Origin of the sequence: Mesorhizobium sp. WSM1293 (genome assembly GCF_000513875.1) — a bacterium.
Taxonomy (GTDB): domain Bacteria; phylum Pseudomonadota; class Alphaproteobacteria; order Rhizobiales; family Rhizobiaceae; genus Mesorhizobium; species Mesorhizobium ciceri.
In genome coordinates this window covers 198635-209139 of sequence record NZ_AZUV01000012.1, presented here as the reverse complement: position 1 = coordinate 209139, position 10505 = coordinate 198635, and the positions used below count along the sequence as shown (strand labels likewise).

Genomic DNA, 10505 nt, shown 5'->3' with positions numbered 1-10505 from the left:
GCAGTAGATCGAAGGCGACGAAGATAATCCGATCCGGCGCCCATCGCATCGCGGACCGCAGCGANTGGAAATCCGACACGCCCTTCCCGTTGAGGACGATTGCCTCGCCGTCGATGATTGCCGACTTGGGGGAAAGGGTTGCCGCCGCCTCGACTATCGTCTTGTACGTCAATGACCAGTCGTAGCCCCTTCGGGTGATCGCTCGGGCCGTGCCGTCCTCGATTATGATTTGCGTCCGGTAGCCATCGTACTTGATTTCGTGAATCCAGTTGTCCCCTGTCGGCGGCACCTCGACAAGCGTGGGGAACATTGGCCGGATGAACTTCAACATACGCGAACTCGGACTGACCGAGTTAAATTAGATTAAGCTAAAATGGTTGCAAAGGAACGCACCGGGGCGGTTGGTGGCCTCCCCTATGTGGAACCCGGCGCCACTTTCGCTGTTCTTCTCTCTGGAGGAACGACCATGCCAGACGACAAAAACAAGCGTGATTTTCGAGACCGGGACCGGGTATCGGGCGACGAGGAATATGAGGTCGGCTATTTTGCCAGCAAGTTCCAGCTTACCATCCCTGAAGTGCGGGAACTTATCAAAAAGCACGGCAACGACCGTGAGACGCTGGAGCGCGAAGCGAAAGCTCTGGGCGGTCGATGACCGGCTATCAGACCTTGGACCACCGATCACTGGCTGGGCAGTAGGCGGCACGATCAGGCAGACCAAAAACGGGTTGAGTGACCGTGCCGACCAGAGCTGGACACGAGGGTGGGCCTAATGTCCAGGCTTGATATGCTACCGGTACACTGGCGTTGCTACAACTACGCCTGATGGCCTATGTCGCGGGTGTTGCGGATATCCGCGCTGCCACTGCCTCAAATATATGGAACTCACCCTCAGGTGGCACATTGACCCTCTGAGCGGTCGATTCCAAAGGATGTAGCCGCTTGAACAGGGTCCGCCGTCGGCGCCCCAATAGGCGGCGGGCTCACCCTCACTGGTTTTCAAGGTAGAGCAAGAAGCCCGCCGCCCCATTCACGGCAACGGCGGGCCGTCCCTAGGGATAGCGGGACTTGCCGGGGTGTTGGTTTTCCCCTGCTAATATTTGCGATGCAAAGTAAGTGCCAAGCTCAATGGTTCATAACGATACAACATTGCGGCACCTCAAACATATATATTGAATTGCTAATGTAATAGAACAGCCGCCAGACAAGCCGAGAACCAATTAGCACAGACCGGACCTTTGGATCTCACATCCAAGCCTTTAGTCCTACGGGAAAGCCCGCCGTGCTGGCCTAGCACGACGGGCCTTTTTCTGAGCGGCTACATCCTGAGAATCGACCGCTGTGTCCCATCTCGGGACGAGCGAGGTGGTTCCGCCGGCGCGTCAGCAACCTTCGGTCGTCTTTTTAACCTGGCCAGGAGCTGCGGAATTGGCGTTCGTATCCTGCTGGCCAGGCGCGGCCTGCTTGGCGCTGCCGGTCTGCTGACCCGGAGCGCAGTCCTTGGCGGAGTTCGAGTTCGTTCCACTCGTGGTGGTCGAATCAGTGCCCTGATCGGTCGTAGTGCTCGGCATGGACTTGGTTGTCGTCGTGGATGACCCGCCAGTACCGGTGGTGTTGCTCGATTGGGCAAAGGCCAACCCAGTTGACAGTGCCACAATGGCGGACGCGAAGAGTAGCTGTTTCATGTTCAACTCCATGTTTGAATGTCCCTCGGGCACCTAACTTCGTATTGAAGCGGCGGTTCCAGCGAATAGGGTCTGAGCGTCTCCCGGAACATGGCGCAAAAAAGCCCGCCAGCCGTCAGGCCAGCGGGCAGTTCTCATGGGGGAAAGCACTGAATGGGAACAGTGCGACGACCGAATTTCGACAGCGCGGTTTTGTTCCACTGATCCAGTGAACCGACTTGGCGTCGTTGCCTTGGTAAAAACCGTACAGCAACCATTCCGGCTTTTACGATTTTTGCCCAATGGCTCGCTATTTCTTCGACCTTCACGACACCGATGCGCTGACCGAGATCCTTGAGGAGCTGGCGCGTTCTGGGGCTGGTTCGCGCCTCGAACTGAGATGCAAGGTCTGCGATGCCAAAGGCAACGAAATCCAGCAGTTCAGGGTAGAGGTAGAGGTAGCCGAGAACCGCGACATGACCTTTCTCCGGCCAACCTTCCATTGAAAAAAGCCCGCCACTGAGGGAAGCAGTGACGGGCCTTCCGGTGATCTGCTCGGCCAGGGGAACCGAGCGCGATCCAAACTTCATTTTCGGATCTATGTTCCAGTGGGTCCGCCCCTACTGGCGGGCAGAGGCGGACCCGGCCGAGGCTTGGGGGCCTCGACCGGCAGCGGGGGACGCTGCCGCTTTTCAAACCAGCCTCGACATATCCGGTTCCGCTAATGCACAAAAAGGCCCGGGAGCTGGCCTAAGGCGGCCCGGCGCGCCGTTGAAGCTGGATGGCAGCTTCGGCCGCCGTCGAGTGGCAAATTGTACGATGGCGCTCGGTGAGCGGTTCATCGTGTTCCTCAAAATGCGAAAGCGAGTTGGCCGGTCTTCTCAACTCGGCTGGCGATTCCGATAGGCGTGAGGCCCGGCAATGAGTGGATGAAGCCGCCGGGCTGGTAGGCGCGATCCTTGTGCCGCTCCTCGCGAAGGTTTTCGTCTGATGGGGGATGGCGGACCTTCCCGGTCCAGTGGCTCCAACCGAATGGGGCGTCGTGCAACTTCGGCTTCGCCTGCCGCTTGCCGTTTTCGCTGAGCAGCGATTCCTCCATGAGGATCGTCAGCATCTCGCCCACGTCCAGCGGCTCCTCGACGAACCAGCGTTCGTGCGACAGCCCGCCAGTCGTGAAGGACCGGAAGCCGGTCTCGCTGAAGAACGGCTTGTCCAGGTCGATCACCTTGCCGTGGAGCCCCGGCCCGGCAAGCAAGCCGGGATACTCGACGTCGGTCCTGCAGCCGTGGATCATGAGCATGAACCGACCGGGCTGGCCGTGCATGGGGATTTCACCATCGGGCGCGGCGAGCTGCCGGCCGAGCCACACCGATGCCGTGTTCCAGCAGTCGAAGCGGGAGCGGCCCTTCGCCGGCCAGGAGTGACCGCTACCGTCGGGCCGGTGCGCTTGCCCGCCATATTCGGTGATGCGGTAAAGCGTCTCAACGCAGGCATCGATCACCATCGCGTAGGGCTGACGCGCCGGCTTGTCGCAAGCAATCATCGCCGCGTGGTAGCCGCAGAGCGCTTCCCGGGCGATCGACACCAGATAGTCATCGGGACCGTTGCGCAGCATGGCGACGATCTCGTCCTGCTCGCGGCGCATCGCCTCGGCCTCGAGCTGCCATGCGAACTTCTTCGGTTCCTTCTTCGCCTTTGCCTGTTTCATGGCAGCATCCTTTGGCCCGGTCCGATTTCCACGATCGCGCCCTCTGGCGGCTCGGCGGCGATTCCACCGAATTCGGGGATTCCAAGCGCATGCAGGCAGTTTCCGGCGCCTCGGGCGGCTACACGCTTGAAAGCTGGCGTCGGGGCGTTGTCATGCAGCATCTTGAGTGCGACGAACGCGGCGATCACCGCCTTTTTCTCGTCGGGGCTCATAGCAGCCGCCCCTCTGCTACCTGCCAGACGCCGTCGCCGAGCGCCTCGAATGGGCCGCGCTGGAGGGTCTGGCGGACCTTCGCCTTCCAGTTCGGATTGCGGTCGGCCTTCGGGCTGGTCGCCATCTCGCGGTAGAGATCGTCGAGCCGCACGGCGTCGCCGGCGCGCTGCATCACCTTCAACACCTCGTCGACCCACGAGCCGACGGCGGCAAAGCCGAAAATGAGCGAGCGCAGCCGCAGCGGCACGAACGCGCCGGGAATGCCGCTGGCGGCAAGGTGGTCAGCGTCATCTGCGCCATAGGCACAAAACACCGACGGCGCGCCGGCGTTCGCCTTGGCTCGTGTCCCGCCGGCGTCGTGGAAATGCAGCCGCCCTTCCATGAACAGCAGCGCATCGGCGGCGCGCCAGACGCTCTCATGAAACACCTGGGTTTCGGTGCGAGCGAAGATCAGCGCGATCCCGCGGCCGTGTTCGGCCATACGGCCCATCCAGCGGCCGATCACGTTGTTCGAGTAAGGCGGGTTCAGCCACACGCGACCGTGCCAGGACCGGGCCAGACCGTTGTCGGCTATGGTGTAGTGCTGGCGCGCCATGACTCACGGCCGATCGAGCGGCGCGCAGGGATCGAGGTCGAAGCTTTCGGCACCGCCGAGCGCGGCCAGGATCGCGGGAGGTGTCAGCCAGACGTCGGTGCCGGCTCGCGCGCTGTGATGCGATCCTATTGTCATGCTGTTCTGCCCCCGCCAAGGTAAGCAGCCGCTCGCATGAGACTACGCACATCGTCTCGGAATGATCCGAGACCGGTGTTGCAGCGATTGCAAAGGATTCCCCGGACGGCCCCGGTCGCATGGTCATGATCGATATGCCAATGGCGACCTTTTCCCTTTTCACCCTCGCAGATTGCGCAAACGCCATTCTGCTTCAGCAGGAGAGTGTCGAAGTCAGCGAGCGTCATACCGTATTTGGTTTTGAGTCTTTCCTTGCGGTATGTGACAGCAGCCCGCTCACCAAGCCGGCGCCGCGCTTCCTTGCACCAGCGGCTGTTGCGCTGTTGGTAGGCTTCTGGATCGGCTTCTCTTACGCGCTTTCGAGAGGCCGCGTTTTCTGCATTGGTGCATGTGCGGCACGTTGCACGCATCCTGCCGGATTTGAGACCAAATTTGGATAGATCGGTCTCCGGACACCGGGTGCACTTGTGCGACGGTTTTTCGGCAGCGGAATGATGACTACCGATGGGCATCGACGGGCTCCCCGGCCAGTCTGCGCAGCACGTCGCCGACGCTGCCGATGGAAGTCTCAAGCCGCTCTTCGTCGATCTCGGCCAGGTCGAGCTTGGTCTCGTTCCCGGCTTCGTCGATCATCGTGAAAACGTTGGCGGTGGAGTGCGGCTTGCGCAGGATTTCCCACGCCCAGCGGGCGGCGGCTTCGGCATCGCCTTCGCCCTCGTAGTCGATCTCCCATGTGACGAGATAGCGGATCATCACGCGGCCTCGCTCTGTTTGGTCATGTCCAAACATGCGGGAGACACGCAGGCATCGTGGCAGTCGCCATTGTTGCCGAGGCATTCGGGATCGCGCTTGGGGCAACCGTCGTCTTCCTCCTCATCCACGTCTTCGCGGACGAGCTGGTCGAAAGTCCACTCGTCGCCCTCCTCGTCGAGGAACACGATTTTCCCGCCGCGTTTGGCGGTCTCCTGATCGTTCCAGAAGATTTCGGTGCCGCCCGAGTGTTCGGGCTCGCCGGTCTCCGGATCGATATCGAGGAGGTGCGCACGCCCTGTAAGGCGCTCCAGGGTGCCGGTGATCGGGCTCCCGGTTGGCGATAGGTAGCTGGCCATGGTCTTTGGTCTCCGTGGTAGGGGTGGTGTCAAAGTGGTTGCAGAAAGTCTCTTGACAGAAGCCGGGGGGGCGAGGCAAAAAACAAGCAGCCTGATTCTCTCGTGCGCGTCGGGCTGCTCCCCCAAATCAGAAGGCGTTTTCAACCGGTGCTGGCTTGATGCCGAGCTGACCGGCGATGAAGCCGACTACGTCGCTGACGCCTTCGCCATCCAGCGTTTCCAAGGTCTCGCGGAAGCGGCGGCGAAAATAGTCCTGATGCTCGGAGCCCGCATAATCGGCCATGACGAGCGCGGTCGCGAACGTGACCGCCTGGAGGCGAGGTCCGGTGAAACCGGATTTCTTGTGAAGCCCTTCGGTGATTGCGACCAAGCTCATGGCGGGTGTCCTTCGCAGAAGTGGTGTAACCAATTTGGTTACAAGTGAACTTATGCGGTTACACCCCTATTGCAAGAGAAAAATCGGGGTTTCGAGCGTATGTTTCAGGGTGTTGTGCCGAAGGAATGCATCGCGCAAATCCTTCGCGTCTCCGAGGTCGACAAGTGGGGCAGGGTCTACAACTGCTGCTCCGGGACGTTCCGGTTCGAGCAGATCACGCTGGCCACTTTCCCCGGCGTCGAGATGCACTCCAACGACGTCAGCCTCTACTCCTCGGCGATTGCCGGCTATGTGCTGGGCAAGCCGATCGACTACGAATTCCACGGCGCGCTCGACTTCGTGAACGAGTTCGATTTCAGGGAACCTGATCAGCGCCTCGCAGCGCTGGCCGTCGCCTTCAATCTCGGCCGCTTCGCTGGTGGCAAGGCCAACGTCTACAAGACCAGCCACCGCAACCACCTGGTCGCGAACTTCGCCGGCTATGTCGAGCGCACCTTGGAAAAGGTCCGCAAGCTGCCGGGGATGATACCGATCAAGAGCTATTCGCCGCGCGACTGGATCGAGCACCTGGACGAGGCGATCGACCGGAAGGCCGCCATCTTCTCCTATCCGCCGTTCTACAAGGGCGGCTACGAAAAGATGTTCGAATTTCTGGCCGAGAACATCAAATGGGACGCTCCCCGTTATGAGCTGTTCGACCCCAAGGCGCTGCGCGGTCTCATCGAGCGCGTGCGGCTGGCGGGCGTGCCTTACTGCATCCTCTCGGACCAGATTTACGACGATCTGAAACCGGAGCTGGAATTCGTCTCCGGCCGGGGCCACCCGCACTACTGCTACGTGTCGACGGGCAAGTCGTCCTTCCTGCAGCTGGTGCCGCGGTCAGCACCCTTCCGCTACAAGCCGATCGACGTCGAGAAGATCAAGCCGGATTCGGTGGTGACGATCGCTCGGGCCGATGCCGCCCAGATGACGTTCCTCAAGGACGTCTACCTGAAAAAGGGCATCACCCACACGCCCGGCATGGTGAACTACCTGGTGCGCGTCGATGACATGCTGGTCGGCGGCCTGATCTACAACCTCGACAAATTCGCACGCCAGTCGATGTACCTGCTGTCGGATTTCTCGATCTCGCGTGAGGGCAGGCTGTCGAAGCTTGTCACCAGGCTCGCCTGCAATGGCGAGATCCTGCGCGACCTGGGGAAGCGCTTCATCGACCGCTTCAACAAGGTGCAGACGTCAGCTTTCTCGGACCATCCGGTCTCGATGAAATATCGCGGCATCTTCGAGCAGACCAAGCGCGAAGAGATCGACGGGCCGGAAGGCAAATTCAGACTGCACTACGTCGGCGCCCGCATCGATGAGACGCCGCAACAAGCGTTCGAGTGGTGGTATGGCAAGCACTTCAACCGTTGACTGGAAGTCCCTCGATGTCGAGGCGCGGCAGGTTGACCCGAAGGCGCTCCGGCGTCGCGAGAAGAACGCGCACTACATGGCTCCCGCCATGTTCAAGCGCCTTGTCGAGAACGTCAAAATCGACGGCCGACTGACCACAACGGTCCTGGTGTGCCAGGACAAGGACGGCTCTCTCGAGATCCTGTCGGGACATCACCGCACCGCCGCCGCGATTGAGGCCGGCTTGCCGCTGGTCGACGCGCTCGTCATCACCTCGCATTTGAGCGAAAAGCGCAAGGTGGCGATCCAGCTCAGCCACAACTCGATCAACGGCGAAGACGACCAGTCGCTGCTGGCCCAGCTGTACGCCTCGCTCGACATCGATGCGAAGAAGTTTTCCGGTCTTGATGACAGCGTGCTGTCGGGCGACAAGGGACCAGGCGCTGCTGCACTCGGCGGCGCCAACATCAAATACGACGAGCTGCTGTTCGCCTTCCTCCCCGAGGACCGCGTGCAGTTCGAGGTCGAGATGGACGCCATCGCCAAGAGGGCGAAGCGCTTCCGCATCCATGCCGCCCCGCAGTCGAGGTTCGACGACTTCTTCGACACCATCGTGCGCACCAAGCAGGGGCTCAACATCGTCAACTCGGGCATTGCTCTCGCAGCCATGGCGCGCCTTGCCGGCGAGCGGCTCGATCAACTCGAAGCCGAAGCGGAGGACAAACCTGATGCGGCATGAGCTTCCCAATCTGCGCGGCGCGTTCTCCGAGCCCGCCGCAACGCCGGCCGCGCCCGCTTTCGCGATGCCCGCAATCATCGTCGGCGCGATGTTCGCGTTCGGCTTCCTCGTGTGTCTCGCACGCGTCCTGTTCGTGTGATCGGCATGCACTCGTGTGTGTGTAACGCAGTGTCGGTGGTTAGCATGGTCGCAGCTGCAAGCATTGTGGGTCAGTTTGCCGAATTGCGCAGGTTGACCAACGCCAAGCCCGCCAAGGCTTTGCAGCCTGATTTGTCCAGTGCAATCGCATTCGGTTCGGCTCGCGGCATGATGTCCATGGGTTGCGGGATGGGTGGCAAAAAAAAAGAGCCACCCCGAACATTCCGAACACTCACACGCGCGAGCCGTCCGGTGATCAAGACCAAGTCGAGCGTGACGGCATCAAAGCCGACCGCGAAGCGCAAGGCTGCACCGGCCAAAGCGAAGCCCGAAGCCGGTCCGAAAAAAAAGCCGACGCGGGGCAAGAAGAAACCGGCCAGCAAGCCAAAGCCCCCTGTTGAGCCGAAGCCTGCTGCCCAGCCTTCTCCCAAGCCTGAGCCGGCACCACAGGCGAAGCCGGATGAGCCCAGCAAGGGCGGCGCCTCGCCGAAGCTGACAGCCCGCGACGTGCCGCGCGTCATTGCGATGCTGCGCCAGTGCGGTGGCATCAAGACCGTCGCGGCCGAGCGGCTGAACGTCGGGCGCACCACGCTCTACGCCTTCCTGAACGAGCATCCTGAAATCCAGGAGGCCGATTCCGAGATTGCCGACGAGCTGCTCGACGTCGCCGAGGGGCAGGTGGTGATCGCGCTTCGCTCTGGCGATTTGCAGACCGTGCGCTGGTACCTGGAGCTGAAAGGCAAGGACCGGGGCTATGTGCGCCGCATCGAGCAGACAGGCAAGAACGGCGGTCCGGTGGAGACGCGGCAAAAGCCCGATCTCGCCAACATGTCAGACGAGGAACTGGAAATCCTGCTGCGCGCCGCAGAAAAGCGGGAGAGCACAGCCGGCGGAAAGTGAGCCATGGCGCGCATATCAGGCGTCATCCCGCCAACACCGGAGGAAATCCGGATTGAGCTGGATCGGCGAGCATGCGCTCGCTCGCTCGCCGAGTTCGTCAAGCGGGCTTGGCATGTGCTGGAGCCCGGGCAACCCTACAAGCACGGCTGGCACATCGATGCCATCTGCGACCATCTCGAGGCGGTGACACTCGGCGAGATTTTGCGGCTGCTCATGAACGTGCCTCCGGGCACCATGAAATCGTTGCTGTCGGGCGTCTTCTTCCCGTCGTGGGAGTGGGGACCGCGCGCCATGCCGCATTTGCGGTTCATGGGGACGTCCTACAAGGACTCGCTGGCGATCCGCGACAACGTCAAAACACGACGTTTGGTCACGTCCAAATGGTATCGAGATCGCTGGGGCGATCAGTTCTCCATGATCGGAGACCAGAACACCAAGACCAAATTCGAGAACGACAAGACCGGCTTCCGCGAGGCGATGGCGTTCAACTCGATGACGGGCTCTCGCGGTGATCGCGTCCTCCTCGACGATCCGCTTTCGGTCGCGCAGGCCAAGTCACCAGTCGAGCGCCAGACCGCGAACGACACGTTCCATGAGGCGCTGCCGACGCGTCTCAACAATCCCGATTCGTCGGCGATCATCGTCATCATGCAGCGGCTGCACGAGGATGACCCTTCGGGCGTCATCCTGGCCCACGACTACGGCTATGAGCACCTCATGCTGCCGATGGAGTTTGAGCCCGAGCGCAAATGCTACACCTCGATCGGGTTCGAGGATCCTCGCAAGGTCGACGGCGAATTGCTGTTTCCCGAGCGCTTCCCGCCCCACGTCGTCGAGCGCGACAAGAAGATCATGGGCAGCTACGCCTCGGCGGGGCAGTTCCAGCAGCGCCCCGCGCCTCGCGAAGGCGGCATGTTCAAGCGCTCCTGGTTCGATGGCAAGTTCGTCAGGCAAGCGCCAAGAGGTACGGTCTGGGTCCGCCATTGGGACTTGGCCGGCACTCGAGGCGGCACTGGCGCACGCACCGCCGGCGTCAAGCTCGGCCGCGATCTCGACGGTCACTACTACGTCGGCCATGTCGTCACCCTTCGCGAGGAGGGCAAATCGGTTCGCAAGACCATCAAGGCGCAGGCGGCGATCGACGGCAAGACGGTCAACATCAGCCTGCCGCAGGATCCCGGGCAGGCCGGCAAGTCGCAGGTTCAGGACTATGTCTCTGACCTCGCCGGCTACCGTGTCCATGCCGAGGGTGAAACCGGCGACAAGATCACGCGCGCCGAGCCGTTCTCGGCTCAGTGCGAATACGGCAACGTCTTCATCGTCGAAGGCGAATGGAACGAACTCTATCTCGACGAACTCTGCATCTTCCCGGCCGGTAAACTCATGGACCAGGTCGACGCATCTTCCGGAGCCTTTACGAGGCTGCTCAACATCAAGGGGGCCATGGTGATCAGCGACGACGTGCTTCGCCGCGCCTCCCAGCCGGCGCCGCGATGATCAGGAAGGCTCTCCGCGCAGCGCGCGGCCTCTGGCGCA

At 61.6% G+C, this 10505-nt stretch carries 16 protein-coding genes and 1 pseudogene; 7 read left to right on the top strand and 10 right to left on the bottom strand.

Going from position 1 to position 10505, the window contains the following annotated elements; genetic code table 11:
• Window positions 1–331, bottom strand: a pseudogene (locus M729_RS0117450) (hypothetical protein); the annotation flags it as partial.
• 135 nt (window positions 332–466) lie between these two features.
• Here M729_RS0117450 and M729_RS0117445 point away from each other — a divergent pair.
• Window positions 467–655 (top strand): DUF3606 domain-containing protein, encoded by a 189-nt coding sequence (locus M729_RS0117445; protein WP_027162357.1) that lies wholly within the window; start codon window positions 467–469, stop codon window positions 653–655.
• A 727-nt stretch (window positions 656–1382) separates the two neighbouring features.
• Here M729_RS0117445 and M729_RS0117440 read toward each other — a convergent pair.
• The 6 genes from M729_RS0117440 to M729_RS1000000139705 form a co-directional block, all read right to left on the bottom strand.
• Window positions 1383–1685: a hypothetical protein gene (locus tag M729_RS0117440; RefSeq protein ID WP_156949309.1), complete on the bottom strand. Its 303-nt coding sequence runs from the start codon at window positions 1683–1685 to the stop codon at window positions 1383–1385.
• 134 nt (window positions 1686–1819) lie between these two features.
• Entirely contained in the window at window positions 1820–2254 is a 435-nt protein-coding gene (locus M729_RS1000000138430) for a hypothetical protein (protein ID WP_156949308.1), read from the bottom strand.
• A gap of 260 nt (window positions 2255–2514) precedes the next feature.
• The gene (locus tag M729_RS0117430; RefSeq protein ID WP_027162354.1) at window positions 2515–3372 is read right to left on the bottom strand and encodes a hypothetical protein; all 858 of its coding nucleotides are present in this window, start codon (window positions 3370–3372) and stop codon (window positions 2515–2517) included.
• On the bottom strand, window positions 3369–3584 hold the full coding sequence (locus M729_RS0117425) for a hypothetical protein (RefSeq protein WP_027162353.1): 216 nt from the start codon (window positions 3582–3584) through the stop codon (window positions 3369–3371). The genes M729_RS0117430 and M729_RS0117425 overlap by 4 nt, the downstream gene beginning before the upstream one ends.
• Window positions 3581–4180, bottom strand: a complete 600-nt coding sequence (locus M729_RS01000000135425; RefSeq protein ID WP_198032109.1) for a DNA N-6-adenine-methyltransferase — start codon at window positions 4178–4180, stop codon at window positions 3581–3583. Before M729_RS01000000135425 ends, M729_RS0117425 begins: the two co-directional genes overlap by 4 nt.
• Before the next feature lie 3 nt (window positions 4181–4183).
• The gene (locus M729_RS1000000139705) at window positions 4184–4315 is read right to left on the bottom strand and encodes a hypothetical protein (protein ID WP_280940170.1); all 132 of its coding nucleotides are present in this window, start codon (window positions 4313–4315) and stop codon (window positions 4184–4186) included.
• Window positions 4316–4434: 119 nt separating this feature from the next.
• Between M729_RS1000000139705 and M729_RS1000000139300 the strand changes: the two genes are divergently transcribed.
• Window positions 4435–4755, top strand: a complete 321-nt coding sequence (locus M729_RS1000000139300) for a hypothetical protein (protein ID WP_050596291.1) — start codon at window positions 4435–4437, stop codon at window positions 4753–4755.
• 58 nt (window positions 4756–4813) lie between these two features.
• On the opposite strand, the gene M729_RS0117410 is transcribed toward M729_RS1000000139300, so the two are convergent.
• The 3 genes from M729_RS0117410 to M729_RS0117400 all read right to left on the bottom strand — a co-directional run bounded on the left by M729_RS0117410 (window position 4814) and on the right by M729_RS0117400 (window position 5800).
• Window positions 4814–5068: a hypothetical protein gene (locus M729_RS0117410; protein ID WP_027162352.1), complete on the bottom strand. Its 255-nt coding sequence runs from the start codon at window positions 5066–5068 to the stop codon at window positions 4814–4816.
• Window positions 5068–5424 (bottom strand): hypothetical protein, encoded by a 357-nt coding sequence (locus tag M729_RS0117405; protein WP_027162351.1) that lies wholly within the window; start codon window positions 5422–5424, stop codon window positions 5068–5070. The genes M729_RS0117410 and M729_RS0117405 overlap by 1 nt, the downstream gene beginning before the upstream one ends.
• Window positions 5425–5551: 127 nt before the next feature.
• The gene (locus M729_RS0117400) at window positions 5552–5800 is read right to left on the bottom strand and encodes a hypothetical protein (RefSeq protein WP_027162350.1); all 249 of its coding nucleotides are present in this window, start codon (window positions 5798–5800) and stop codon (window positions 5552–5554) included.
• A gap of 99 nt (window positions 5801–5899) precedes the next feature.
• Between M729_RS0117400 and M729_RS0117395 the strand changes: the two genes are divergently transcribed.
• Genes M729_RS0117395 through terL form a run of 5 tightly spaced genes read left to right on the top strand, consistent with a single transcriptional unit; the run spans window position 5900 to window position 10466 of the window.
• Window positions 5900–7213, top strand: coding sequence for a hypothetical protein (locus M729_RS0117395; protein WP_027162349.1), 1314 nt, complete (start codon window positions 5900–5902; stop codon window positions 7211–7213).
• Window positions 7191–7931 (top strand): ParB/RepB/Spo0J family partition protein, encoded by a 741-nt coding sequence (locus M729_RS1000000136590; protein ID WP_050596290.1) that lies wholly within the window; start codon window positions 7191–7193, stop codon window positions 7929–7931. Before M729_RS0117395 ends, M729_RS1000000136590 begins: the two co-directional genes overlap by 23 nt.
• Entirely contained in the window at window positions 7921–8070 is a 150-nt protein-coding gene (locus tag M729_RS1000000138425; RefSeq protein ID WP_156949307.1) for a hypothetical protein, read from the top strand. Before M729_RS1000000136590 ends, M729_RS1000000138425 begins: the two co-directional genes overlap by 11 nt.
• Before the next feature lie 44 nt (window positions 8071–8114).
• Window positions 8115–8969, top strand: a complete 855-nt coding sequence (locus tag M729_RS1000000136585) for a helix-turn-helix domain-containing protein (protein ID WP_198032108.1) — start codon at window positions 8115–8117, stop codon at window positions 8967–8969.
• A gap of 3 nt (window positions 8970–8972) precedes the next feature.
• Window positions 8973–10466, top strand: a complete 1494-nt coding sequence (gene terL / locus M729_RS01000000135405; RefSeq protein ID WP_084652664.1) for a phage terminase large subunit — start codon at window positions 8973–8975, stop codon at window positions 10464–10466.
• Window positions 10467–10505 lie beyond the last annotated feature (39 nt).

Coding starts and splice junctions, on each gene's coding strand:
- M729_RS1000000139300 (WP_050596291.1), top strand. CDS start 4,435: ATGGTCATGATCGATATGCCAATGGCGACCTTTTCCCTTTTCACCCTC.
- M729_RS0117395 (WP_027162349.1), top strand. CDS start 5,900: ATGTTTCAGGGTGTTGTGCCGAAGGAATGCATCGCGCAAATCCTTCGC.
- M729_RS0117445 (WP_027162357.1), top strand. CDS start 467: ATGCCAGACGACAAAAACAAGCGTGATTTTCGAGACCGGGACCGGGTA.
- terL (WP_084652664.1), top strand. CDS start 8,973: ATGGCGCGCATATCAGGCGTCATCCCGCCAACACCGGAGGAAATCCGG.
- M729_RS1000000136590 (WP_050596290.1), top strand. CDS start 7,191: ATGGCAAGCACTTCAACCGTTGACTGGAAGTCCCTCGATGTCGAGGCG.
- M729_RS1000000138425 (WP_156949307.1), top strand. CDS start 7,921: ATGCGGCATGAGCTTCCCAATCTGCGCGGCGCGTTCTCCGAGCCCGCC.
- M729_RS0117405 (WP_027162351.1), bottom strand. CDS start 5,424: ATGGCCAGCTACCTATCGCCAACCGGGAGCCCGATCACCGGCACCCTG.
- M729_RS1000000138430 (WP_156949308.1), bottom strand. CDS start 2,254: ATGAAGTTTGGATCGCGCTCGGTTCCCCTGGCCGAGCAGATCACCGGA.
- M729_RS0117400 (WP_027162350.1), bottom strand. CDS start 5,800: ATGAGCTTGGTCGCAATCACCGAAGGGCTTCACAAGAAATCCGGTTTC.
- M729_RS0117410 (WP_027162352.1), bottom strand. CDS start 5,068: ATGATCCGCTATCTCGTCACATGGGAGATCGACTACGAGGGCGAAGGC.
- M729_RS01000000135425 (WP_198032109.1), bottom strand. CDS start 4,180: ATGGCGCGCCAGCACTACACCATAGCCGACAACGGTCTGGCCCGGTCC.
- M729_RS1000000139705 (WP_280940170.1), bottom strand. CDS start 4,315: ATGACAATAGGATCGCATCACAGCGCGCGAGCCGGCACCGACGTCTGG.
- M729_RS0117425 (WP_027162353.1), bottom strand. CDS start 3,584: ATGAGCCCCGACGAGAAAAAGGCGGTGATCGCCGCGTTCGTCGCACTC.
- M729_RS1000000136585 (WP_198032108.1), top strand. CDS start 8,115: ATGGTCGCAGCTGCAAGCATTGTGGGTCAGTTTGCCGAATTGCGCAGG.
- M729_RS0117440 (WP_156949309.1), bottom strand. CDS start 1,685: ATGAAACAGCTACTCTTCGCGTCCGCCATTGTGGCACTGTCAACTGGG.
- M729_RS0117430 (WP_027162354.1), bottom strand. CDS start 3,372: ATGAAACAGGCAAAGGCGAAGAAGGAACCGAAGAAGTTCGCATGGCAG.